Here is a 21,725-nt window from a genome sequence, read left to right as displayed (position 1 = left end):
CATTGATACATGAGGCAATCCCATGGACTACAGCAAATCCGGCGCCGCAAAGCCGGGCCGCAACGCGCCCAAGACCCGCGACGGCAAGGGGCGCAATCCGCAGACCGGCGATGCGCGCAACGACAAGGCCGCCCTTTTGGAGCGGATGAAAGCCAGTCGCGCTGCCAAGCTGGCGGAAACCGGCGGCCTGCCGCTGGACCGTCCCAATGAAGGCGCCGACAAGATCGCCATCGACGAGATGGGTCCCAAGACCGTGCGCGGTCCGGAAAAGCTGGACAAGTAACGCTGTCATAGCCGGCATTCCATGAACACCGAATGCGGTCCCTCGACGTAGTCGCCGAATGGGCCGCATGGCGTGAACCCATGCCGTGCATAAAGCCTGTGCGCGGCGTAGAGGTCATCGCCACTCTCAAGGCGCAAAAGGGCGAGGCCTTGGGTGCGCGCCTCGGCGATCAGGGCCTGCATAAGAGCCGCACCTACCCCAGATCCGCGTGCAGCGGGATCCACGAACATCGATTTCACCTCGCCGTAGTCTCCCTTGTTCGCGAGTGCGACACAGCCCAGGGCATCGCCGTCCTGGTTGGCGATGAAAAACCGGATGTGCGGTGCGGCCAGTTCGTCGACCGACAGGGCAAAGCTGAACTCTGGCGGATATTTCGACAGCAGAAATGCGTGGCTGGCCGTCAGCAGGCGGCGACCGTCGGGGTCGCGCGGATCGGCTGGCGCGACGGTCAGCATCAGGCGGACAAGGCCGCCGTGATCGCGGCGCGGTCAAGACCGGCCTGACCGATCACCACGAGGCGTGCACCGCGCGGGGTCTGACCCAGCGGCTGATCGTAGTAGTGATCAACCCGCGGGCCGACCGCCTGCACCGTCAGGCGCATCGGCTTGCCAGCGACCGACGTGAACCCCTTGAGCCGCAGGATATCGTGGGCGCGGATCACGTCGGCAAGCTGGGTCGCAAAGGCCGCCGGATCATCGATTTCCGCCCGCTCGACCACAAAGGAATCAAATTCGTCGTGGCCGTGTTCATGGGCATGATGATGGTGGTGGTCGTGATCATCATCGTCGTCGTGATCATGGTCATCGTCATCATCGTGATGATGGTGGTGCACCTCGTGCCGCGATTCCAGATCGTTTTCGGCACCGATCCCCTGACCCAGCAGCACATCGACGGGCAGGGCACCCATCGCGGTGCGAACCACCTGAACACCATCGCGGGATTCGGATTTGAGGCGGGCCGCGAGGGCGGCGGCGGCCTCTGGTTTCATCAGGTCGGTCTTGTTGATGACGATCATGTCGGCACAGGCGATCTGATCCTCGAACAGTTCGGACAGTGGCGTTTCGTGATCAAGACCTTCGTCGGCGCGGCGCTGGGCGTCCACGGCATCGACGTTATGGGCAAACCGGCCTTCGTCGACAGCGACGCCGTCCACGACGGTCACCACGCCGTCCACCGTCACGCGGCTGGCGAGGCCCGGCCAGTTGAACGCCCGCACCAGCGGTTGCGGCAGGGCCAGACCGCTGGTTTCGATCACGATGTGATCGGGCGCAGGGTCGCGGGCCAGCAGGGCCTCCATCGAGGGGATGAAATCATCGGCCACGGTGCAGCAGATGCAACCGTTCGACAGTTCGACCACGTCGTCCTTGTCGCAGGCGTCCTGATCGCAGCCTTTCAGAATGTCGCCGTCCACGCCCAGATCGCCGAATTCATTGATGATCAACGCGATGCGCTTGCCGTTGGCGTTTTGCAGCATGTGGCGGATCAGTGTGGTTTTGCCCGCGCCCAGAAATCCTGTGACGACGGTGGCGGGAATTTTGCTAGCCATGGGAACGCTCCTGCGCGGAATAGGGATCGGGCCAAGGGGATACCCCTCGGCCCGTTGATTTCAAGTCAATGGGGTGTTGTTCAGGCGGCGTTGTAGACGCGGCTGTTCAGCAGCGAAGAGCCGTTCGCGCGCAGTGCCTTGGCACCCGCCAGCACGACCAGATCGACCAGCGGCTCCAGCAGCAACACGGTCATGTAGGCCGCACCGAATGTTGCCAGCGACACCATCGTTTCGGCACCCATGCCCTGACCCCACATCACCCAGAAGGCAACCCAGGCCACGATGCCGGCCTGATAGGTGGCGGACAGTTTCAGGGCCTGCGTGTAGGTCAGATCGACGTAGGCCGTGTCGGACGCGATCACCTTGCGCGCGACAAAGTGCAGCCCGAGCAGGGGCACCAGCAGCGTGGTCACGTTCATCGCGTATTGCGGCAGGTCGCTGGGGGACAGGAACAACGCCTGAACAAGCAGGCCCATTGCCAGACCGATCGCGGCGGGGGCCGTGCCAAGCATCAGCAGCAGGGTTGAACCCAGGATCAGGTGGACCTCGGACGGACCTGCGACAAAGTGGGGCAGGACCTCGAAGAAGACCACGGTGGCCATGGTGGCCATCGCGGCGCGTGCGCCGAGGCTGACCAGCCCGCGCTCTGCGGCGCTTTCCCATACCAGTTTTGCGCTGACGGTGGCAGCGCCTGCTGCGGTCACTGCGCCCAATGCCATTTTTGCGCCTGTCACAAGGCCCGGTTCGATATGCATAATGTCGTCTCCTTTGCCCGCCATCCCCGGCGGGTGGTGTTTCAATGTGCAGGGCCGGTCTCCTGGCTTGCGGGTCAAGGTGCGGCGTCACCTTCCCGGGGCTGGCCCCAGTGGCATATCGACGACGCACTCTCCGCTTACAGTCGCGGGGGCGGCTGCGGCTGGGGGCCTCCTTGATCGGATCGGCCCGTTCCGCATTCCCAGTTTCATCCCCAACGCTTTGCGTCTGTGTGGGGAACCTTGCCTGCCCTTTGTGCGCTTCGGGGGTGTCCAGCGTCAAGGGCGGACTGCGGCGTTCTGTCAGGCTTTCCCGACGTGAGGGGCTGGCTGGAGCTGCGCAATATCTTGTGGATAACTGGGCGCATCAGCGCAGATGCGGTGCTGTGCGCGTTGACTCGGGGCTTTGCCGTGACGCATCCTGCCCGCCAGTTCAAGGATAGCGCGCGCAATGCAGTTCACCAAGCTCCGCCTGAATGGCTTCAAGAGCTTTGTCGACCCGACCGATCTGGTGATCGCGGACGGGCTGACCGGTGTCGTGGGACCCAACGGTTGCGGAAAATCCAACCTTCTCGAGGCGTTGCGCTGGGTCATGGGCGAAAACCGCGCCTCTGCCATGCGCGGCGGCGGCATGGAGGACGTGATCTTTGCGGGCACGGCGACGCGCCCTGCACGCAATTTCGCCGAGGTCGTGCTGCAGATCGACAACGGCGAACGGCTGGCACCTGCGGCGTTCAATGACAGCGATTCGCTGGATATCACGCGGCGCATCACCCGTGATGCAGGGTCTGCCTACAAGGTCGGTGCAAAGGATGTGCGCGCCCGCGATGTGCAGATGCTGTTTGCCGATGCCTCGACCGGGGCGCATTCGCCGGCGCTGGTCCGGCAGGGGCAGATCAGCGAGTTGATCAACGCCAAACCCAAATCCCGCCGTCGCATCCTGGAAGAGGCGGCTGGCATTTCGGGGCTGTATCAGCGCCGCCACGAGGCAGAGCTGAAACTGCGCGGCGCAGAAGGCAACCTGACCCGCGTCGATGACGTGATCGCGCAACTGGCGGCACAGCTGGGCACGCTGGCGCGGCAGGCGCGGCAGGCTGCTCGCTACCGCGAAATCGGAACTGCACTGCGTCAGGCCGAGGGTGTTTTGTTGTACCGGCGCTGGCGGGATGCGGACGCGGCCTATGCTACCGCACAGGCTGCCGTGCGCGACTGCACGACACAGGCCGTGCGGGCCGAGGCCGCTGCCCGCGCGGCAGCCTCGGCGCGGCAGATGGCCGAGGACGCACTGCCGGCGCTGCGCGACGAGGACGCCATCGCCGCCGCCGTGATCCAGCGCCTGATCGTGGAACGCGACCAACTGGAATCGGCAGAGACACGCGCGGTCAAGGCCATCGAAACCCTGACCGCACGCATTGCCCAGCTGTCCCGCGACATCAGCCGCGAGGTCGCGCTGAATGCCGATGCAGGCGAGAGCATCGCCGCACTGGAGGCCGAACAGACCGCGCTGGAGGCAGCACAGGCCGGTCATGAGGCTGCCTTGCAATCGGCGATGGGCGAGGCTGTCGCCGCAGCCGAGGTGCTGGGCACCCGTGAGGCCGATCTGGGGCAGGCGACCGAGGATGCGGCACGCCTTGCGGCGCGGCATCAATCCGCACAGCGACTGGCCGAGGACAGCGCCAAACGGGTGGCGCGGGCCGAACAGCAGGAACAACAGGCACGCGATGCGAATGCTGCTGCCGTGGCCACGCTTGCGACACTTGCGCAGACCTCTGATGCGGCGCGGCAGGCCGAAGAAGCTGCAACCGAAACGGCGCGTCGTGCCGAGGAAACGCTCGCCATGGCCGAGGCGGCACGCGCAAAAACGCAGGCCAGCGAATCCGAGGCGCGCGCCGCGCGGTCCGCAGCCGAAGGCGAGGCCAGCGCGTTGCGTGCAGAGGTCGCGGCGCTGACCCGGCTGGTGGACCGCGACCGGGGTGATGCAACCGCGCTGCTGGATGCATTGACCGTGGCACCGGGATTTGAGCGGGCGTTGGGGGCCGCATTGTCCGACGACCTCAAGGCACCGGTGGTGACGGATGATGCCGCGACAGGCTGGGTCGCGCTGGAGGCCTATCCGACAGTGCCGCCACTGCCGGGTGACGCACGTCCGCTGGCCGACACGGTGACGGGGGCCACGGCCCTGACGCGCCGCCTGTCGCAGGTCGGGGTGGTCGCGGCAGACCGGGGGGCTGCAATGCAGCGGGATCTGCAGCCGGGCCAAAGGCTGGTATCGGTCGAGGGTGATCTGTGGCGCTGGGACGGATTGCGGGCAGGGGCGGCGGATGCGCCTTCGGCTGCGGCCTTGCGTCTGGAACAGGTCAACCGGCTGGCGCGTCTGCGTGCCGATCTGGCGCAGGCCGAAACGGTTGCCGGTGACGCGCAGGCGGCGCACGACAAGCTTGCCACACGGCTGAAGGAGTTGACCGAGGCCGACACATCTGCCCGCGCGGCCCGGCGCGCGGCCGATGCACAGGTCACGGACGCACGGCGCGCCGCCTCGCGCGCCGAGGCGGATCGTGATCTGGCACAAAGCAAACTGGATGCCTCCGCGCTTGCGCAGACGCGGCACGCGGATGAGGCAACGGCGGCCCGGACTGAATTGCAGCAGGCCACCGCCGCAGTCGCACAGCTGGAGGACCTGACCGCGGCCCGCGCAGCCGTCGACGATCTGCGCGTCACGGTCGAAGCAGCGCGCATGACGCTGATGGACCGCCGCGCTGCCGCGGATGAGTTGCGCAGTGCCGGTGACACGCGCGCGGCGCGACTACGCACCATTGCCAAGGATCTGACGGGCTGGCGCACGCGGCTGGACACCGCCACCGGGCGGCTGGCCGAACTGGAAGCGCGCAAGGCCGCGTCCGAGGCAGAATTGACCGCTGCGCACGATACGCCCGCCACGTTGGCAACACAGCGTGAAACATTGGCCGGGTCCTTGCAGGCGGCGGAACGGCGTCATGCCGCCGCGCGTGATGCGCTTTCGGTCGGGGAGGGCGATCTGCGGACGGCGACCCTGGCGGAACGCGATGCCGAACGCGCCGCATCCGAGGCGCGCGAGGCCCGTGCCGCGGCGGATGCCCGTGCAGAAGCTGCAGGCGAGACCGTTGCGGCGGCTGTCATGAGCATCCGTGACGCACGTGACCTGACACCGGCCGCATTGATCGAGGTGCTGGCCATTGATCCGGACACGATCCCGCCCGTTGACCGGATCGAAGCCGAGGTCGCAGGTCACCGGCGTCAGCGCGACGCCTTGGGGTCCGTCAATCTGCGGGCCGAGGAGGACAGCCGCGCGGTGCAGTCCGAACATGCGTCGCTGGTCGAGGAAAAGCGCGACCTCGAAGAGGCGATTGCAGCACTGCGGTCGGGAATCGCGAGCCTGAACCGCGAGGGGCGCGAACGGCTGCTGACGGCATTCGAGCAGGTCAACGAAAGCTTTGGTACCCTGTTTGCGCATCTGTTCGGTGGTGGTGAGGCGCGGCTTGAACTGGTCGAAAGCGATGATCCTCTGGATGCCGGGCTGGAAATCATGTGCCAGCCACCGGGTAAGAAGTTGTCGACGCTGAGCCTGTTGTCGGGTGGTGAACAGACGCTGACGGCCATGGCGCTGATATTCGCGGTGTTCTTGGCGAACCCCGCGCCGATCTGTGTTCTGGACGAGGTAGATGCGCCGCTGGACGATGCAAACGTCACCCGATTCTGTGATCTGCTGGACGAGATGACACGCCGGACACAGACCCGGTTCCTGATCATCACGCACCACGCTGTCACCATGAGCCGGATGGACCGCCTGTTTGGTGTGACGATGGCGGAACAGGGCGTCAGCCAGCTGGTGTCGGTTGATCTGAAAAAAGCGGAACAGATGGTGGCCTGACGATGTCGGGACGGCGCTGTTTGGCCCGTTCCGGGCAAACGCGCCCCGCCCGCCATCCCGCAGTCTGGGCTGATCGCAGGCATCGCGTCGGCCAGAAATCTATCGAAAAAGGGGTGATGGAGGCGAGTACCGGAATCGAACCGGTCTACACGGATTTGCAATCCGCTGCATAACCTACCTGCCCACTCGCCATCCGTCGCCCGGATAGGACGGAACGCGGGCGGGGTCAACGGGGATTGCGCAATCGCGTGCCGGCGCTATCTCACAAACGCAGATCAATGCGTTGCTCGCGACCGCCAGCTATGGCATTGGTGATGGATAAACAATTCAGACGGACAAATCAGACCGTGGCAGATTTTCAAGCACGCCGCACGATGATGGTCGATACGCAAGTGCGGCCATCAGACGTGACCAAATTCCCCATCATCGACGCAATGCTGTCCATCCCGCGCGAGGCGTTCGTGCCGTCATCGCTGCGCGAGGCAGCCTATGTGGGCGAGAACCTGATGCTGTCCCCAGAGCGCGTGATGCTGGAACCACGCACCTTGGCAAAGATGCTTGATGCCCTCGACGTGCAACCGCACGAGGTGATGTTGGATCTGGGCTGTGGTCTGGGATATTCCGCTGCCGTAGCTGCCCGGCTGGCCGATTTCGTCGTGGCCGTCGAATCCGACGCGGATCTGGCGGATGACGCGCAGACAAATTTGTCGGACCACGGGATCGACAATGCCGCCGTCATGGTCAACCCGCTGGAAGATGGCTGTGCCAAATCTGCGCCCTATGACCTGATGATGATCCACGGTGCTGTGGAAGTCGTCCCCGACAGCCTGCTTGACCAGCTCAAGGATGGCGGGCGCATCGCGGCGATCTTTGCCGACGGCGCGTTGGGGACCGTACGGATCGGCATCAAGGCGCATGGTCGTGTCAGCTGGCGCTATGCCTTCAATGCAGGGGCCCCGATCCTGGGTGGCTTTCGCAAGCCCAAGGAGTTTGCCTTGTGAGCGTTCTGGAAACGTTGCGTCGTGGGGCCGCGGTGCTGTGCGTATCGGTGATCGGTCAACTGGCCCATGCGGATACACTGAGCCAGGCGCTGACGGATGCCTACGCGAATTCCGGATTGCTTGCGCAGAACCGTGCTGTCTTGCGTGCCGCGGACGAGGACGTCGCACAGGCGACCGCTCGCCTGCTGCCCGTGATCAACTGGGCCGCGTCGGTGAATACCCAAAGCCCGCGCCCCGTGGGAGCGGACCGCTTTACCGGGTCTTTGTCCCTGACCGGCCAGCTGACGCTGTATGACGGCGGTGCAAACCGTCTGGCGATTGCGGCACAAAAGGAACTGGTGCTGGGCACGCGGCAGGCGCTGCGGTCTGCCGAACAACAGGTCCTGCTGCGCGGTGTTCAGGCCTATATGGGCGTGATCGCCGCCAACGCCTTTATTTCGTTGCGTGAAAACAATCTGCGGCTGCTGAACCAGGAACTGGGTGCCGCCCAGGACCGGTTCGAGGTCGGCGAGGTCACGCGCACGGACGTCGCACTGGCCCAGGCGCGTCTGGCCGAGGCGCGTACCCTGCTCGAATCCGCGCGCGGTGATCGCGAACAGGCCGTAGCGGAATTCGCTGCGGCCATCGGGCGCGCGCCCGGCAACCTCACGACGGCGCAGCCAGCGCCGGTTGCGCAGTCCGAGGCCGATGCGGTCGCTGTTGCAGTGCGCAGTCATCCCGACATCCTTCAGGCGCAATTCGGCGTGTCTGCCGCAGAGCTGGGAATCGCACGCGCCGAGGCGGCCTATGGCCCGCGTGCGACGCTGGATGCACAGATCGGCGTCGATCCCGATCTGAACGTCGGCAACAGCGTCGGCCTCAGCATTGGTGGGCCGATCTATCAGGGCGGGGCGCTTGCGTCCGTGGTGCGTCAAGCGATGGCGCAGCGTGACCAGTCGCGTGCAGGGTTGCACATCACGACCCTTGGGATTCGTCAGCAGGTTGCAAATGCCTATGCGGTTTATCAGGTCGCACGGTCGCAATTGTCATCCACCGCCGAACAGGTGCGCGCCGCGCGTCTGGCGTTCGACGGTGTCCGCGAAGAAGCGACACTGGGGGCCCGCACGACACTGGACGTGCTGAACGCTGAACAGGACCTGCTGGATGCGCGTGCCAACGTGATCACCGCACAGCAAGCCGAGGTGAATGCCTCTTATGCGGTTTTGTCCGCGATGGGACTGTTGACCACGGATCATCTGCGTCTGCCGGTGCAGCAATACGATCCCAACGCCTATTACGAGCTGGTGAAGGACGCGCCGCCGGCACTGTCCGAGCAGGGGCGCGCATTGGACCGTGTTTTGCGCGCAATCGGTCAGTAACCTGGATACATTTGTTGTTTGGCAAGACGCTTCGGTCTAGGGTCAGGGACAGACGTTGAGGATGCAGAATGGCCGAACCGATGAGTAACGCCAGAATTGAGGATGTGCTGTCGTCCATTCGCAGGCTTGTCGCGGAAGACAACGCCGCCGAACGTGAGGCACCGCGCCCAAGTGCGAGAATCGAAAAGTTTGTTCTGACCCCCGCCTTGCGTGTGGATCACGAAGAAGACGCACGCGACTCGGATGCAGAATCAGACGCGCCATTTGTGCTGGAGGCATCGCATGCGGTGACACCAGCCGAGGACACGTCCGGCCCCGCGTCACTCCTCTCGACCATCGCGGAACTTGAGGCGGCTGTCAGTGACCAGGCCGAGGACTGGGAAGACGACGGCACGGGCACTGAACTGGACAAAAGCTGGTCCAGCGCCGGTTTCCGTGGCGATGTGCCCGTCGAGGATGCGATCGAGCTGGACAGCGCCGATCGCCCGCTGGGTGTGCCGCAAGGGCCAGAGGCCTGGCCCGCCACATTGTCAGAGGCCGCCCGCCTGTACCGTATCCAGGACGAGGATGAAGACGATTCAGCGCAGGTCCTGTTTCGCCATCATCGTCACCGTGCCGCGGCAGACCATGAGGCTGTTGATCAAGACTATAATGACGACCTGATCGAGGCACTGGACGAGCGCGACCCAGAGGCAGAGGCCGCGCTGCATATGTTTCTGGAAGGCGGGCTGACGGTCAAGAACGATCAGTTGCAGGAAATCGTGCGCCAGATCGTGCGCGAGGAATTGCAGGGTACAATGGGTGAGCGCATCACGCGCAACGTGCGCAAACTGGTCCGCCGCGAAATTCAGCGTGTCCTGTCCAGTTCTGACCTGACCTGAGCATCAATCGGACGGTCGCTGCACCTCTGCTGCCATCGCAAGGACTGCATCTACATCAAGATGATTTTCGACATGATCGGCGAGTGCGTCGAGCGTGGCCTGTACTTGACCGCCGTAGTCACCCGCTGCCACGGGTTTTCCAAGGTCGGACAGATAGGCCGCGCGAAACCGGTCCTTGGCAAATAACCCGTGCAGGTAGCAGCCGCGCACACGTTGCGATGGGCTGGCGGCCCCTTCGGGCCTGCCATCCAGTGACAGCCAGGCTCGGTCGGTGTCTGGCCCCGTCGTGGCACCCAGATGGATTTCATACCCCGACACGGGGTCACCACTGGGCAGATAACTGGCCTGCGACAGTGCCAACCGTTTGCTGGGGTGCAGCGTGGTCTGCACATCAAGATGACCCAGCCCCGGCACGCTGCGTGCAGGCCCTTCGAGCCCGTCAGGGTCGCTGATACGGGTGCCAAGCATCTGGTAACCACCGCAGATCCCCAGCACGTGGCCGCCGCGCCGGATATGGGCCGCCAGGTCAATATCCCATCCCTGTGCGCGGAAATGATCGAGATCTGCGATGGTGGATTTCGATCCCGGCAGGATGATCAGATCGGCGTCCAGGGGCAGGGGGCGGCCTTCGGGGATGATGTCGACGCTGACGCCCGGTGTCGCAGACAGCGGGTCCAGATCGTCGAAATTCGCGATGCGATTCAGCCGGGGCACGACGATGCGAATATCGCCGCCGCCCCGGCTGGCGATGTCCATGACATCCTCGGCAGGCAATTTCCAGGCATCGGCGAACCAGGGCAAGACGCCCAGCGGTGCCCATCCTGTGCTGTCGGCAATGGTGACCATGCCCTCATCGAACAGGCTGACATCGCCGCGGAACTTGTTGATAGCGAATCCCTTGATCAGGGCGGCATCCGCAGGGTCCAGCACGGCGCGGGTGCCCACCATTTGGGCGATGACACCGCCCCGGTCTATGTCACCGATCAGAACAACCGGCACATCGGCTGCCGCGGCAAAACCCATGTTGGCGATATCGCCTGCGCGCAGGTTGACCTCGGCCGGGCTGCCTGCACCTTCGACGACGATCAGGTCGCAGGACTGCGAAAGCCTGTAAAAGCTGTCCAGAACACGGGGCAGGAGTGTCGGTTTGAGTGCTGCGTAGTCACGGGCGCGCACGGTGGTCAGGCGCTGGCCCTGCACCACGACCTGTGCACCGACATCCGTTTCGGGCTTGAGCAGGACCGGATTCATGTCGACCACCGGATCGCGCCCACAAGCCAGCGCCTGAAGCGCCTGCGCCCGCCCGATTTCACCGCCATCAACAGTGACGGCTGCGTTGTTGGACATGTTTTGCGGTTTGAACGGTGCGACAGAGAGGCCGCGGCGCACCGCTGCCCGCGCAATTCCTGCGACAAGCAACGATTTGCCGACATTGGACCCGGCCCCCTGGATCATGATCGCACGTGTCATCGCGGCTCCTTTGCCGTAGTCTTAGGTGACGGGCAGCGACAGGAAAAGACATGAACACGCCAGCGCACGTGGTTTTCGGGCTGTTTGCCTTTGCCGACCCAAAGGATCGTCGTGTCACCGGTGCCGCGATCACGGGGGCGCTGTTACCCGATCTGTCGCTGTACCTGTTGGCCGGCTGGGCGTTGCTGGTGCAGCGCATTCCGGGTCAGGTCGTTTTCGGAGAGCTGTACTATTCGGACGCCTGGCAGGCCGTTTTCAGGATCGATAATTCCTTCATCCTGTGGAGCATGGCCCTGGCCGCAGGCATCGCACTGAAATCCCGGGTGGTCGTGGCGCTGTGCGCGGCGGCACTGTTGCATCTGGTGTTGGATTTCCCGTTCCACCGAGAAGATGCGCGCGCGCATTTCTGGCCCCTGACAGACTGGAAATTCATCAGTCCTGTCAGCTATTGGGATCCCGCGCATCATGGCCGGATCGTCGCGGGCGTTGAGGTTGCGACAGTTGTCGCCGCAACGCTGTGGCTGTGGCGGCAATATCCGGGGCGCGTGATGCGCACGCTGCTGGCTGTGCTGCTGGTGCTCGAGGTGACGCCGCCGTTGATGTTCGGTCTGATGAGCCTGGGCTGAAACGCAAAACGCGGCACCCGAGGGCACCGCGTCAAATACGTCATTCAATCAATCGGATCAGGCGGCCTTGGCGTCCTGCTCTGCGGCATGGCGGCGTTCGCTTTCTTCGCGGGACAGCGCGACCGAGGTGCGCACACCTTTGCCCACAAAATCCATCAGGCCGGCAACGACACGTTCGTTGGGGTCGATGCCTGCGCAGGACAAGACTTCACGACCATCACGAGAGCGGGCCCAGCGTGCGATCTGCTCTGGTCCGTTGCCATATTTCTTGTCGTCGGCAATTGCATCGTCCAGCGCAGCGAGTACAACTGCTGCAAACAGTTTGCGTGCGCGGTTGCCTTGCTCGTTGTTGAATGCGGTCCCGTCAACGAAATCTCTCATGTGTGGTCCTTCTCGCTTGTTTCGGTCATCGCAGTTACGGTGACGCTTTGTATGCTCTGAATCACCCTTCAGGAGGGCGCCTGATTTGGAATGACTGCCATGCGCGAAATGCATGGCTATCAGTCGAAATCAGCCGATCTAGTTGTCTTGCGGCGCAACTGCCTGCCAGATATAGAGCCGGTTAAGAAATCATCAAGTTTTCGCCACAATTTTGACACGAAGTGACCCATGCCAAAAATCAACGGTAATGAAATTCGCCCCGGCAATGTGCTGGACCACGAAAACGGCCTGTGGGCTGCGGTCAAGGTCGATCACGTCAAGCCCGGCAAAGGCGGTGCCTTTGCGCAAGTCGAGCTGAAAAACCTGCGCGACGGTCGCAAACTGAACGAACGTTTCCGGTCCGCAGACAAGGTCGAGCAGGTGCGTCTGGAACAAAAGGACCAGCAATTCCTGTTCGAATCCGACGATATGCTGACCTTCATGGATAGCGAAACCTACGACCAGATCGCGCTGCCCGCCGATATTCTGGGCGACCGTCGCCCGTTTCTACAGGACGGCATGATCGTCAAGATCGAATACTACGGCGAAGAAGCGCTGAACGTGACCCTGCCGCTGCGCGTCACCTGCAAGGTCGTCGAGACCGAGCCGGTCGTCAAAGGTCAGACCGCTGCAAACAGTTTCAAGCCTGCTATCCTGGACAATGGCGTGCGCGTCATGATCCCGCCGTTCGTGGGCACCGACGAGGATATCGTCGTGAACACCGAACTTATGGAATACGTCGAACGCGCCTAAGGTGGTTTCGGCAAGTGTGTCATTCAACCTCCCCAGGTTACCGATCTGGGGAGGTTGTGGCGCAGAGGTCTTAACAGAAGCTTACCGTCGTCAGGACTGCGCGTCCAAATCGACGAAAACCCGCGTTTCATCCGCGAACACAGTGTCGCTGCGATCGAAACGCATGTAGGCGATGGCCTGATGGCCCGCCACCGTGTGCAAGACGCCCGCATCCTTGCCATCCTGCGACAGCGCTGTGCCGGCCGCGGCATCACCGTCCAACGTGACGCGGACCAGCCCCTTGCGCAGGGTCGTCTTGTGTTTCATGCGCGCCACGATTTCCTGTCCGACGAAACATCCCTTGCGGAAATCGACGCCGTTCAGACGTTCGAATCCCGCCTCGAGGATATAGGTTTCGGGCGTCAGTTCGATGCCTGTCTCGGGAATGACATGGGCCACGCGCAGCGCATCCCAATCGGTCGCATCCGACTGGTCGGTCATGGCATAGGCGCGCCAGCCCAAGGCAGGGTGTCGGGGATCGGCCAGCGCCCCGTCCGGCGCATCCCCTGTCCCGCGCGATACGATCAGGTCCGTTGTTTCGATCTGCACGTCCGCCCGCAAACGGTACATGTTCAGGCGCTGACCCAACCCCTGCGCATGGCTGGCGGCCACGTCGATCAGCAGGCGGTCAGGCTGACCGAGAACAAAGAAATCGGCCAGAAACTTGCCCTGCGGCGTCAGCAGGGCCGTGTAGACGATCCCGCCGTCAGCGCGGGTCACGTCGTTGGTCACCAGACCCTGCAGGAATTCAACGCGGTCAGTGCCGGTCAGCGCCAGGACGATGCGATCAGTCATTGTTTTCAGCCGCCTTTGATTTGAATTGCATCCGGTAGAGATCGGCATAGATGCCGCCCCGCGCCAGAAGTTCGTCATGCGTGCCCTGATCCGCAACGCGTCCTTGGTCCATCACCACGATGCTGTCGGCATTCTGGATCGTGGACAGGCGGTGCGCGATCACCAAGGTCGTGCGTCCCACGCTCAGCCGTTCCAGCGCCTGCTGGACCACGGCTTCTGATTTGGTGTCCAGCGCGCTGGTTGCCTCGTCCAGCAGCAGGATCGGCGTGTCGCGCAACACGGCGCGGGCAATGGCCACGCGCTGACGCTGACCACCCGACAGGTTCGATCCGCGCGGGCCAGCGGCGCTGTCCAGGCCGTGCGACAGCTGCGGCAGAAAATCAGTGACATGGGCTGCGTCAAGGACTTCGCGCAGGCGGTCCTCGGTGATGTCATCGCGGCCGAGCAGGATGTTTTCGCGCAGGCTTTCGTCAAACAAGGCGGCATCCTGTGTCACGACCGAAAACAGTGCGCGCAACTGGCCCAGGTCGATGTCGGACACAGCGGTGCCGTCGATGCTGACCTCGCCGCCGTTCGGTTCGACCAGACGGGTCAGCACATTGAACACGGTACTCTTGCCTGCGCCGGATGCGCCCACCAGCGCCGTGGTCTGGCCAGCCTTGGCCGTAAATGTGGCCCCCCGCAGAACGGGAAGGTCGCCGTAACGCATTTCGACATCGCGGAACCGGATTTCGGGTGCGCCCTGCGGTGCGGGTTTGGGGTGTGCCGGCGACAGCAGGGTAGGACGTTCGTCAAAAACGCTGCGCAGCCGGTCGATGCTGGCTGCCGCAATCTGCCATTTGCCCGAAGTGTTCGCGATCCGGCGCAGCGGGTCGAACACCAGTGCGATCGCGGTAAAGAACGACATGAATTCGCCCACGGTTTTCGTGCCAGCGATGATTTCGCCGCCGCCGTAGATCATCACGGCCAGAAACCCTATGCCGGTGACGATATCGACAAGTGCCGGGACCGTGGCCTGACCCGTGGTCGCTTTGATTTCGGCGCGCGCGCGATCACCGGTCAGCTTGCGGTAGCGCACGGATTGGTAGGATTCGAGCGCGTTCAGCTTGATCGGGTTGATGCCGTGGAACACCTCGTCCAGGCGCGTTGCCATGCGGCCTGCCAACTCGCGCGCGGAAACCGACCGGCGGCGCACGTAGCGTTGCGCCAGCAGGGCAGGCAGGACCAGGAACGGCACACCGACGAGGGTCACAAGCGTCCATTGCAGATCGACCGAAACGGCCACGCCGAACAGCACGATCACGGTCACGGTGTCGCGTCCGATGGACACCAGGATGTCGGCCCAGCTGTTGTTCACCACAGTGACGTCGGATTGCACCCGTTCGATCAGCTGACCCGGCGGGTTGACCTGATGATAGGCACTGTCCAGCGTCATCAGATGGTCTAGCAGGTCGGTGCGCATCGCGGCGGCAGCGCGTTGGCTGGCGCGCATCATCAGGATCTTTTGTCCCGCACTGGTGACGGCGCGCACGACAAAGATCAGCATGATCGCGATGCCCACGCCCCACAGCGCCGTGGTCTGACCCGCGATGAACACGTCGTCGAACATCGGTTTGATCAGATAGGACAGAAGGCCCAGCATCGCGCCTTCCATCGACATCAGCAGAACGGCGGCGATCAGCAGTTTGCGGTGGCGGCGCAGATAGGTGCGCCACAGCCACCGGAACATCGGTGTGATGTCGGGCCGGTCGGCGGCAGGCTGGCCTGCGGCGGTGTCGGTGACTGGTGCGGGTGTTGTGTTCATCACAGACACCTAGTCGACCGCCCCAAGTCAGGCAAGGCACAGGGGGTGTTGACGCCGCGCGGGACAGGCATAGGGTTCGCGCAATTCAATCCGCAAAGGTCAATTCCCATGTCGTTGTCACACGGTCGGTCCTATCTCGCCATTCCCGGCCCTTCGGTCATTCCCGATGCGGTTCTGCGGGCGATGCACCGCGCGTCCCCCAATATCTACGAAGGCGAACTGCACGACCTGACCGCCAGCCTGATCCCCGATCTGCAGATGGTGGCGCGGACCACGGCTGACGTGGCGATCTACATCGGCAACGGCCACGCCGCATGGGAGGCCGCATTGGTCAATATCTGTGCGCCGGGCGATCTGGTGCTGGTCTGCGCCACCGGCCGGTTCGGGCACGGCTGGGGTGAAATGGCCAAGGGGCTGGGGCTGGATGTTGAGATCCTGGAATTCGGACAGCAGGCCCCGGTGGATGCCGCAAGGCTGGAGGCGCGGTTGCGCGCGGATACCGATGGTCGGATCAAGGCCGTTCTGGCCTGTCACGTCGATACCTCGACCGGTGTGAAATCCGACGTGGCGGCGATGCGGGCGGCCCTGACGGCCAGCGGGCATGACGCCTTGCTGATGATTGACTGCATCGCGTCGTTGGGATGCGATGATTTCCGCATGGACGACTGGGGCGTCGACGTGATGGTCGCCGCCTGCCAAAAGGGTCTGATGACGCCTGCGGGCATCAGCTTTGTCTGGTTCAACGCACGTGCCGACGCGCGTCAGCCTGCACAGGTGTCGACCTATTGGAACTGGCGGCCACGGGCGCGGCCTGCGCAATTCTACCAGTATTTCTGCGGCACGGCACCGACCCATCATCTGTACGGTTTGCGCGCGGCGCTCGATCTGATCAAGGCCGAGGGGCTGGATGCGGTTTTTGCCCGGCATACGGTGCTTGCGCGCGCACTGTGGGCTGCGTTCGAGGCCTGGGGCGCGCAGGGTCCGCTGCATCTGAACGTGTCGGATGCAGCGCACCGCAGTCATGCGGTGACATCGCTGTGCATGGCAGAGGGACAGGCCGATGCGCTGCGCCATTGGTGCGAACATACCGCCGGTCTGACGCTGGGCATCGGCCTGGGCCGCCAACCGGAAAGCGCCTATTTCCGCGTCGGTCACATGGGCCATATCAACGCGCAGATGATGATGGGCGCGCTGGGCACCATTCAGGCGGGGCTGATGGCCACCGGTGTGGCCCACGGGCCGGGGGCGCTGGATGCCGCCGCCGCCGTGATCGCCGCCGGCTAGTTCTGCACAGGATTGGCGGCCAGCCAGTCGTTCATTTCGTCGATCTCGGCCTGCTGACTTTGCAAGATAGTCTGCGCGAGGGCGCGGACCTCTGGGTCCGTGCCGTTCGCCAGCACGTCGTTTGCCATGTCGACGGCAGCCTGATGATGGGGAACCATGCCGGCCATGAAATCGTGGTCGGGGTTTCCGGTCATCGGCATGTCGCCCATCCCCGCCATGGTACCGTGATCCATCATGGAATCCTGTTGCAAGATCATCATGCCTCCGATCCCCAGACCAGCCCCCACAACCAACCCGGCAAGCGCACCAATGCGTGTCGACATCTCAATTTCCAATCATGTCAGAAGGTGACGCGCAGATTGCACGCCTTGTGATCCAGTCAGCACGGGGCCTGGACATGTGCAAGTCATTTTACAGAGGGGTGATCGTCGCCGTCGCAGGCATTTACGCGGATGAACCGCACCCGCAGATGGTCCAGGCAGGCCGCAGTCAGGACCACCCAGAAAAAACCGAACAACGCACCGATGCACCAGAACGCCATGAACAGGATCAGGCCAAGCGTCCCGAGGAACGCGTTGGTATAGTCCTGGACCCGTCCAACCTTGTGCTGCATCGCCCTTCCTCTGTCCGCTGTGCCATCCTGCGGTCAGGATCGTGCGGCGGTCAAGCGTGGCGACGCGCCGCAGCCAATGCATCCGGTAACGCTTTTGCGAAGGCGTCGATCTGGTTGTCCGGGCCGCATGTGACGCGGATGCAGCGATCCAGCGGAGCGACACCGGGCATTCTCACGAAAATACCGCGTGTCGCCAGTACATCCAGCACCGCACGCGCAAAGGTCCCGTCGGCCCCGCAGTCGATCGCGACGAAATTGGTGGCCGAGGCCAGTGGCACCAGCCCGTTTTCGAGCGCGATCGCCGCCAGCCTGTCGCGGCTGTCCGCGACACGCGCGTTGATCTGCGCCAGCCAGTCCTGATCCCCGAGTGCCGCCAGCGCGGCAGCCTGTGCCACGCGGCCAACCCCGAAATGGTTGCGCACCCTGTCAAAGGCCGCGATCAGGTCGCGCGCGCCCAGTGCATAGCCGACCCGCAGACCTGCCAACCCGTACCCCTTGGAAAAGGTGCGCATGCGGATCACGCGCGCATCATCGGGGGCGACGGCCAGCGCCGTGCCCTGTGGTGCCAGTTCGATATAGGCCTCGTCCACGATCAGCAGACAGCCTGCCGGTACATTTGTGACCAGATTGCGCATCATGTGCGCGCTGTGATGGCTGCCCATCGGGTTGTCGGGGTTGGCGAGGTAGATCAGCTTGGCACCGGTTTCGCGGGCCTTGGCAACCAGACGCTCTGGATCTTCGAAATTGCCGGTATAGGGCACGGTGTGCAGCACACCGCCAAAGCCTGTGACATGGTAATTGAACGTCGGATAGGCCCCAACCGAGGTCACGACACTATCGCCCGGTGCCACCAGCAGGCGCACCAGATTGCCCAGCAATCCGTCGATGCCTTCGCCGATCATGACGTTTTCGGGGGCGACCTCATTGTGTGCGGCGATGGCGTTGCGCAACGCGTGCATGTCCGGATCGGGATACATCCACGCCTCATCGGCGGCGGCCCGGATCGCCTCTGCGACACGCGGCGAGGGCCCAAAGCCGGATTCGTTTGCCCCCAGCCGCGCGACAAAGGGTGCACCGCGCATCCGTTCCAGCCGTTCAGGCCCCACAAACGGCACAGAGGCGGGTAGCCCCTGTGCCAGCCGTGTCAGTCGTGGGTCGGTCATCAGTCGAGTTCCGCCAGACGATCAAGCGCCGTCGTCAGCTGTGCGGCCTCTGCCTCGCGCTCTGCAAGGTTGGCCTTGGTTTCGGCGACGACCTCTGGCGGGGCGGATTCGGCGAATTTGGGGTTGTTTGCGCGCCCAGCCAGACCCTTGATTTCCTTTTCCAGCTTGACCAGCGATTTGCCCAGACGCGCCTTTTCGGCGGCCACGTCGATCAGGCCCGCCAGCGGCAGGGCAAAGGTCGCGCCCTTGGTCGCCACGGTCAGCGATCCCTTGGGTGGCGTGTCGGCGGTGTCGATGCTGTCGACCCGTGCCATGCGCATGATCATCGCGATGTTGTTGGCCTGCGCGGTTTTCGCGGCATCGTCCGCCTCGATCTGCAGGACTGGGATTTTCAGACCGGCGGGCACGTTCAGTTGCGCGCGGGCGGACCGGATGCCTTCGATCAGGGAAATCACCCAGTTCATTTCGGCCACCGCGTCGGCGTCTGCCAGGTCGTTGTATTCGGGCCAGGGGGTCAGCGCCAGCATCTGGTCGCGCGGGCGCGATTGCTGCCACAACTCTTCGGTTACGAACGGCATGATCGGGTGCAGCAGGATCAGACACTGGTCCAGCGTCCAGGCCAAGGTCGCCTGCGTTTCCGCCTTGTCCGCGTCGCTGCCGTCCATCAGCAGGGGTTTTGAAAATTCCAGATACCAGTCGCAGAATCGGCCCCAGATAAAGGCATAAAGCGCGCTGGCCGCGTCGTTGAACCGGTAGTCGGTCAATGCGGCGTCCACGTCCGCGCGCAACTGTCCGACCTCTGCCATGATCCAGCGGTTGACGGTCTGGCGGGGTGCGGGCCGCTCTGCCGGTGCGTCAAACGCGCCGTTCATTTCCGCCAGTTTCGCGGCATTCCACAGCTTGTTGACGAACTTGGCGTAGCCGCCGATGCGGTCCTCGCTGATTTTCAGCACACCGCCGATGGACGCCATCGCGGCATTGGACATGCGCAGCGCGTCGGCACCGTAGGTGTCCACCATGGTCAGCGGGTCGATGACGTTGCCCTTGGTCTTGGACATTTTCTCGCCCTTGGCGTCGCGGACCAGCTGGTGCAGGTAGATCGTGTGGAACGGCACGTCGTCCATGACGGCCAGCGACATCATCATCATGCGGGCGACCCAGAAAAACAGGATGTCCTGCCCGGTGATCAGCACGTCGCCTGGGAAGTAGCGGTCGAGTTCCTCGGTCTGATCCGGCCAGCCGAGGGTGCCAAAAGGCCAAAGGCCCGAGGAGAACCATGTGTCGAGGACATCGGGATCGCGTGTGAGCGTGCGGTCGTCGCCTGCCTGCGCACGCGCCTCGGCCTCGCTCGCAGCACAGAATTGATTGCCATCATCATCGAACCACACCGGGATCTGGTGGCCCCACCACAGCTGGCGGGAAATGCACCACGGCTCGATGTTTTCCAGCCAGTGATCGTACACCTTGCGGCCGGACTCGGGGATGATCGTCGTGCGCCCGTCCTTGACCGCCTCCAGCGCGGGCTGGACGATCTGCGCGGTGTCCACAAACCACTGGTCGGTCAGCATCGGCTCGATCACGACCTTGGAGCGGTCGCCGAAGGGCTGCATGATTTTCTTGGGCTCGACCAGGGGGGTCAGCTGGTCCAGCCGGTCCTCGCCGCCTTCTTCGGGTGCGACCAGTTTTTCGGCGGCAGCACCCAGACGCGGATCATTGGGCGCGACCATCACGGCCAGACCTTCTGCGGTGATGTCGTCCACGACGCGCTTGCGCGCCTCGAACCGGTCAAGACCACGATAGTCCTCTGGCACGAGGTTCATCGCGGCGATCATCGCCTCGTCAAATGTCTGTTCGCCGTTTGCGATGGCCTGCGCGGTCGCGGCCTCTTCGGCGTAGGGTTTGCCGTCGGCGCGCATCGCCCCGCGCGTATCCATCAGCGCATACATCGGGATGCCGCCGCGTTTGGCGACCTCGTAGTCGTTGAAATCATGCGCCCCGGTGATTTTCACCGCACCAGAGCCGAAAGTCATGTCCGGGTAGGGGTCAGTGATGATCGGGATCAGGCGGCGGGACTCTTTGGGCCCCACCGGGATTTCGCACAGTTTGCCGACGATGGGCGCATAGCGTGCGTCGTCCTTGTGCACGGCCACGGCACCGTCGCCCAGCATGGTTTCGGGCCGGGTGGTCGCGATCGAGATATAGTCGCGCTCTTCCTCGAAGAGCACGTTCCCGTCCTCGTCCTTTTCCACGTAGGTATAGGTTTCGCCCCCGGCCAGCGGGTATTTGAAGTGCCACATGTGGCCGTCGACCTCGATATTCTCGACCTCGAGGTCGGAAATCGCGGTCTCGAAATGCGGGTCCCAGTTCACCAGCCGCTTGCCGCGGTAGATCAGACCCTTGTTGTACATCTCGACGAACACCTTGAGCACGGCATCGTGGAAATTGCCGTCCTTTTCACCCGCAGGCGCGTTGGGTGCCCCCGACATGGTAAAGGCTGAGCGTGACCAGTCCAAGCTGTCGCCCAACCGGCGGGCCTGATCCTCGATCGTGCCCCCGGATGATTTTTTCCAGTCCCAGACCTTTGCCAGAAACTCTTCACGGTCCATTTCCGAGCGTTTGCGGGTCTCGCCCTTGGCGGCCATGTCCTTTTCCACGACCAGCTGGGTGGCGATGCCCGCGTGGTCCAGACCGGGCTGCCAGAGCGTATCGTAGCCCTGCATCCGTTTCCAACGGGTCAGAATGTCCATCAGCGTGTGGTTGAACGCATGGCCAACATGCAAAACGCCCGTGACGTTCGGTGGCGGCAGCATGATGGTGAATGTCTCGTCCCGGCGCTTGCCCGCGCCGGCCTTGAACGCGCCGGACTCTTCCCACATCCGGTAGAGTTCCGCTTCGCGGGTGGCGGGGTCGAACGATTTGGGCAGGGCCATGGGTCTTGTCCTTCAGCTTTGTTGTCGCCCCAATACCCCAAAGCGGGTTGCGGCGAAAAGGGGCAATGCCGGGGGCTGGACACCCGGTCGCGATTGTCTG

General features: G+C 63.6%; 19 protein-coding genes, 1 tRNA gene and 1 riboswitch. Of the genes, 8 read left to right on the top strand and 12 right to left on the bottom strand.

The window, feature by feature from the left end; translation table 11 throughout:
- Window positions 1–22: 22 nt before the first annotated feature.
- On the top strand, window positions 23–283 hold the full coding sequence (locus LGQ03_RS11395; protein WP_090159927.1) for a hypothetical protein: 261 nt from the start codon (window positions 23–25) through the stop codon (window positions 281–283).
- Between the two features lie 5 nt (window positions 284–288).
- Here LGQ03_RS11395 and LGQ03_RS11390 read toward each other — a convergent pair whose 3' ends face one another.
- The 3 genes from LGQ03_RS11390 to LGQ03_RS11380 form a co-directional block, all read right to left on the bottom strand.
- Window positions 289–738, bottom strand: coding sequence for a GNAT family N-acetyltransferase (locus LGQ03_RS11390; protein WP_226748502.1), 450 nt, complete (start codon window positions 736–738; stop codon window positions 289–291).
- Complete coding sequence (gene cobW, locus LGQ03_RS11385; RefSeq protein ID WP_226748501.1) at window positions 738–1,829, bottom strand: cobalamin biosynthesis protein CobW; 1,092 nt, start codon at window positions 1,827–1,829, stop codon at window positions 738–740. The genes LGQ03_RS11390 and cobW overlap by 1 nt, the downstream gene beginning before the upstream one ends.
- A gap of 80 nt (window positions 1,830–1,909) precedes the next feature.
- The gene (locus LGQ03_RS11380; RefSeq protein ID WP_226748500.1) at window positions 1,910–2,584 is read right to left on the bottom strand and encodes an energy-coupling factor ABC transporter permease; all 675 of its coding nucleotides are present in this window, start codon (window positions 2,582–2,584) and stop codon (window positions 1,910–1,912) included.
- Between the two features lie 35 nt (window positions 2,585–2,619).
- A riboswitch (cobalamin riboswitch) is annotated at window positions 2,620–2,842 on the bottom strand.
- Between the two features lie 190 nt (window positions 2,843–3,032).
- Here LGQ03_RS11380 and smc point away from each other — a divergent pair.
- Window positions 3,033–6,488: a chromosome segregation protein SMC gene (gene smc, locus LGQ03_RS11375; protein ID WP_226748499.1), complete on the top strand. Its 3,456-nt coding sequence runs from the start codon at window positions 3,033–3,035 to the stop codon at window positions 6,486–6,488.
- A gap of 117 nt (window positions 6,489–6,605) precedes the next feature.
- Here smc and LGQ03_RS11370 read toward each other — a convergent pair.
- Window positions 6,606–6,679, bottom strand: a tRNA-Cys gene (locus LGQ03_RS11370).
- Window positions 6,680–6,835: 156 nt separating this feature from the next.
- Here LGQ03_RS11370 and LGQ03_RS11365 point away from each other — a divergent pair.
- The 3 genes from LGQ03_RS11365 to LGQ03_RS11355 all read left to right on the top strand — a co-directional run bounded on the left by LGQ03_RS11365 (window position 6,836) and on the right by LGQ03_RS11355 (window position 9,728).
- Entirely contained in the window at window positions 6,836–7,489 is a 654-nt protein-coding gene (locus LGQ03_RS11365) for a protein-L-isoaspartate O-methyltransferase family protein (protein ID WP_226748498.1), read from the top strand.
- The gene (locus tag LGQ03_RS11360) at window positions 7,486–8,847 is read left to right on the top strand and encodes a TolC family outer membrane protein (protein ID WP_319004490.1); all 1,362 of its coding nucleotides are present in this window, start codon (window positions 7,486–7,488) and stop codon (window positions 8,845–8,847) included. The genes LGQ03_RS11365 and LGQ03_RS11360 overlap by 4 nt, the downstream gene beginning before the upstream one ends.
- Before the next feature lie 80 nt (window positions 8,848–8,927).
- Entirely contained in the window at window positions 8,928–9,728 is an 801-nt protein-coding gene (locus LGQ03_RS11355; protein ID WP_226748497.1) for a hypothetical protein, read from the top strand.
- Between the two features lie 3 nt (window positions 9,729–9,731).
- Here the strand turns inward: LGQ03_RS11355 and LGQ03_RS11350 are convergent, their stop codons facing one another.
- Entirely contained in the window at window positions 9,732–11,198 is a 1,467-nt protein-coding gene (locus tag LGQ03_RS11350; protein ID WP_226748496.1) for a cobyric acid synthase, read from the bottom strand.
- 50 nt (window positions 11,199–11,248) lie between these two features.
- Between LGQ03_RS11350 and LGQ03_RS11345 the strand changes: the two genes are divergently transcribed.
- Window positions 11,249–11,824 (top strand): cobalamin biosynthesis protein CobQ, encoded by a 576-nt coding sequence (locus tag LGQ03_RS11345; RefSeq protein ID WP_226748495.1) that lies wholly within the window; start codon window positions 11,249–11,251, stop codon window positions 11,822–11,824.
- 57 nt (window positions 11,825–11,881) lie between these two features.
- Here the strand turns inward: LGQ03_RS11345 and LGQ03_RS11340 are convergent, their stop codons facing one another.
- The gene (locus tag LGQ03_RS11340) at window positions 11,882–12,205 is read right to left on the bottom strand and encodes a DUF6280 family protein (RefSeq protein WP_090159935.1); all 324 of its coding nucleotides are present in this window, start codon (window positions 12,203–12,205) and stop codon (window positions 11,882–11,884) included.
- Window positions 12,206–12,433: 228 nt separating this feature from the next.
- Here LGQ03_RS11340 and efp point away from each other — a divergent pair, with 228 nt between their 5' ends.
- Window positions 12,434–12,997: an elongation factor P gene (gene efp, locus LGQ03_RS11335; RefSeq protein WP_090159936.1), complete on the top strand. Its 564-nt coding sequence runs from the start codon at window positions 12,434–12,436 to the stop codon at window positions 12,995–12,997.
- Window positions 12,998–13,087: 90 nt separating this feature from the next.
- On the opposite strand, the gene ygfZ is transcribed toward efp, so the two are convergent.
- The gene (gene ygfZ, locus LGQ03_RS11330) at window positions 13,088–13,831 is read right to left on the bottom strand and encodes a CAF17-like 4Fe-4S cluster assembly/insertion protein YgfZ (protein WP_226748494.1); all 744 of its coding nucleotides are present in this window, start codon (window positions 13,829–13,831) and stop codon (window positions 13,088–13,090) included.
- Window positions 13,824–15,635 carry an ABC transporter ATP-binding protein gene (locus tag LGQ03_RS11325; protein WP_404807655.1) on the bottom strand — a complete coding sequence of 604 codons (1,812 nt, stop codon included), beginning with the start codon at window positions 15,633–15,635 and terminating at the stop codon, window positions 13,824–13,826. The genes ygfZ and LGQ03_RS11325 overlap by 8 nt, the downstream gene beginning before the upstream one ends.
- A gap of 108 nt (window positions 15,636–15,743) precedes the next feature.
- Here LGQ03_RS11325 and LGQ03_RS11320 point away from each other — a divergent pair, with 108 nt between their 5' ends.
- Window positions 15,744–16,919, top strand: a complete 1,176-nt coding sequence (locus LGQ03_RS11320; RefSeq protein ID WP_226748493.1) for a pyridoxal-phosphate-dependent aminotransferase family protein — start codon at window positions 15,744–15,746, stop codon at window positions 16,917–16,919.
- Here LGQ03_RS11320 and LGQ03_RS11315 read toward each other — a convergent pair.
- The 4 genes from LGQ03_RS11315 to LGQ03_RS11300 form a co-directional block, all read right to left on the bottom strand.
- Window positions 16,916–17,242 carry a DUF305 domain-containing protein gene (locus LGQ03_RS11315; RefSeq protein ID WP_226748492.1) on the bottom strand — a complete coding sequence of 109 codons (327 nt, stop codon included), beginning with the start codon at window positions 17,240–17,242 and terminating at the stop codon, window positions 16,916–16,918. The two genes, LGQ03_RS11320 and LGQ03_RS11315, sit on opposite strands and share 4 nt — an antisense overlap.
- A gap of 83 nt (window positions 17,243–17,325) precedes the next feature.
- Window positions 17,326–17,532 (bottom strand): hypothetical protein, encoded by a 207-nt coding sequence (locus LGQ03_RS11310; protein WP_226748491.1) that lies wholly within the window; start codon window positions 17,530–17,532, stop codon window positions 17,326–17,328.
- 50 nt (window positions 17,533–17,582) lie between these two features.
- Complete coding sequence (locus LGQ03_RS11305) at window positions 17,583–18,695, bottom strand: pyridoxal phosphate-dependent aminotransferase (RefSeq protein WP_226748490.1); 1,113 nt, start codon at window positions 18,693–18,695, stop codon at window positions 17,583–17,585.
- A complete protein-coding gene (locus tag LGQ03_RS11300; protein WP_226748489.1) occupies window positions 18,695–21,625 on the bottom strand; it encodes a valine--tRNA ligase in 2,931 nt (976 codons plus the stop codon). The genes LGQ03_RS11305 and LGQ03_RS11300 overlap by 1 nt, the downstream gene beginning before the upstream one ends.
- Window positions 21,626–21,725 lie beyond the last annotated feature (100 nt).

Source organism: Loktanella gaetbuli (assembly GCF_020531945.1).
Taxonomy (GTDB): Bacteria; Pseudomonadota; Alphaproteobacteria; order Rhodobacterales; family Rhodobacteraceae; genus Loktanella; species Loktanella gaetbuli.
This window is presented reverse-complemented; position numbering and strand designations above follow the sequence as displayed.

Coding starts and splice junctions, on each gene's coding strand:
- LGQ03_RS11395 (WP_090159927.1), top strand. CDS start 23: ATGGACTACAGCAAATCCGGCGCCGCAAAGCCGGGCCGCAACGCGCCC.
- LGQ03_RS11390 (WP_226748502.1), bottom strand. CDS start 738: ATGCTGACCGTCGCGCCAGCCGATCCGCGCGACCCCGACGGTCGCCGC.
- cobW (WP_226748501.1), bottom strand. CDS start 1,829: ATGGCTAGCAAAATTCCCGCCACCGTCGTCACAGGATTTCTGGGCGCG.
- LGQ03_RS11380 (WP_226748500.1), bottom strand. CDS start 2,584: ATGCATATCGAACCGGGCCTTGTGACAGGCGCAAAAATGGCATTGGGC.
- smc (WP_226748499.1), top strand. CDS start 3,033: ATGCAGTTCACCAAGCTCCGCCTGAATGGCTTCAAGAGCTTTGTCGAC.
- LGQ03_RS11355 (WP_226748497.1), top strand. CDS start 8,928: ATGAGTAACGCCAGAATTGAGGATGTGCTGTCGTCCATTCGCAGGCTT.
- LGQ03_RS11350 (WP_226748496.1), bottom strand. CDS start 11,198: ATGACACGTGCGATCATGATCCAGGGGGCCGGGTCCAATGTCGGCAAA.
- LGQ03_RS11345 (WP_226748495.1), top strand. CDS start 11,249: ATGAACACGCCAGCGCACGTGGTTTTCGGGCTGTTTGCCTTTGCCGAC.
- LGQ03_RS11340 (WP_090159935.1), bottom strand. CDS start 12,205: ATGAGAGATTTCGTTGACGGGACCGCATTCAACAACGAGCAAGGCAAC.
- efp (WP_090159936.1), top strand. CDS start 12,434: ATGCCAAAAATCAACGGTAATGAAATTCGCCCCGGCAATGTGCTGGAC.
- ygfZ (WP_226748494.1), bottom strand. CDS start 13,831: ATGACTGATCGCATCGTCCTGGCGCTGACCGGCACTGACCGCGTTGAA.
- LGQ03_RS11325 (WP_404807655.1), bottom strand. CDS start 15,635: ATGAACACAACACCCGCACCAGTCACCGACACCGCCGCAGGCCAGCCT.
- LGQ03_RS11320 (WP_226748493.1), top strand. CDS start 15,744: ATGTCGTTGTCACACGGTCGGTCCTATCTCGCCATTCCCGGCCCTTCG.
- LGQ03_RS11315 (WP_226748492.1), bottom strand. CDS start 17,242: ATGTCGACACGCATTGGTGCGCTTGCCGGGTTGGTTGTGGGGGCTGGT.
- LGQ03_RS11310 (WP_226748491.1), bottom strand. CDS start 17,532: ATGCAGCACAAGGTTGGACGGGTCCAGGACTATACCAACGCGTTCCTC.
- LGQ03_RS11305 (WP_226748490.1), bottom strand. CDS start 18,695: ATGACCGACCCACGACTGACACGGCTGGCACAGGGGCTACCCGCCTCT.
- LGQ03_RS11300 (WP_226748489.1), bottom strand. CDS start 21,625: ATGGCCCTGCCCAAATCGTTCGACCCCGCCACCCGCGAAGCGGAACTC.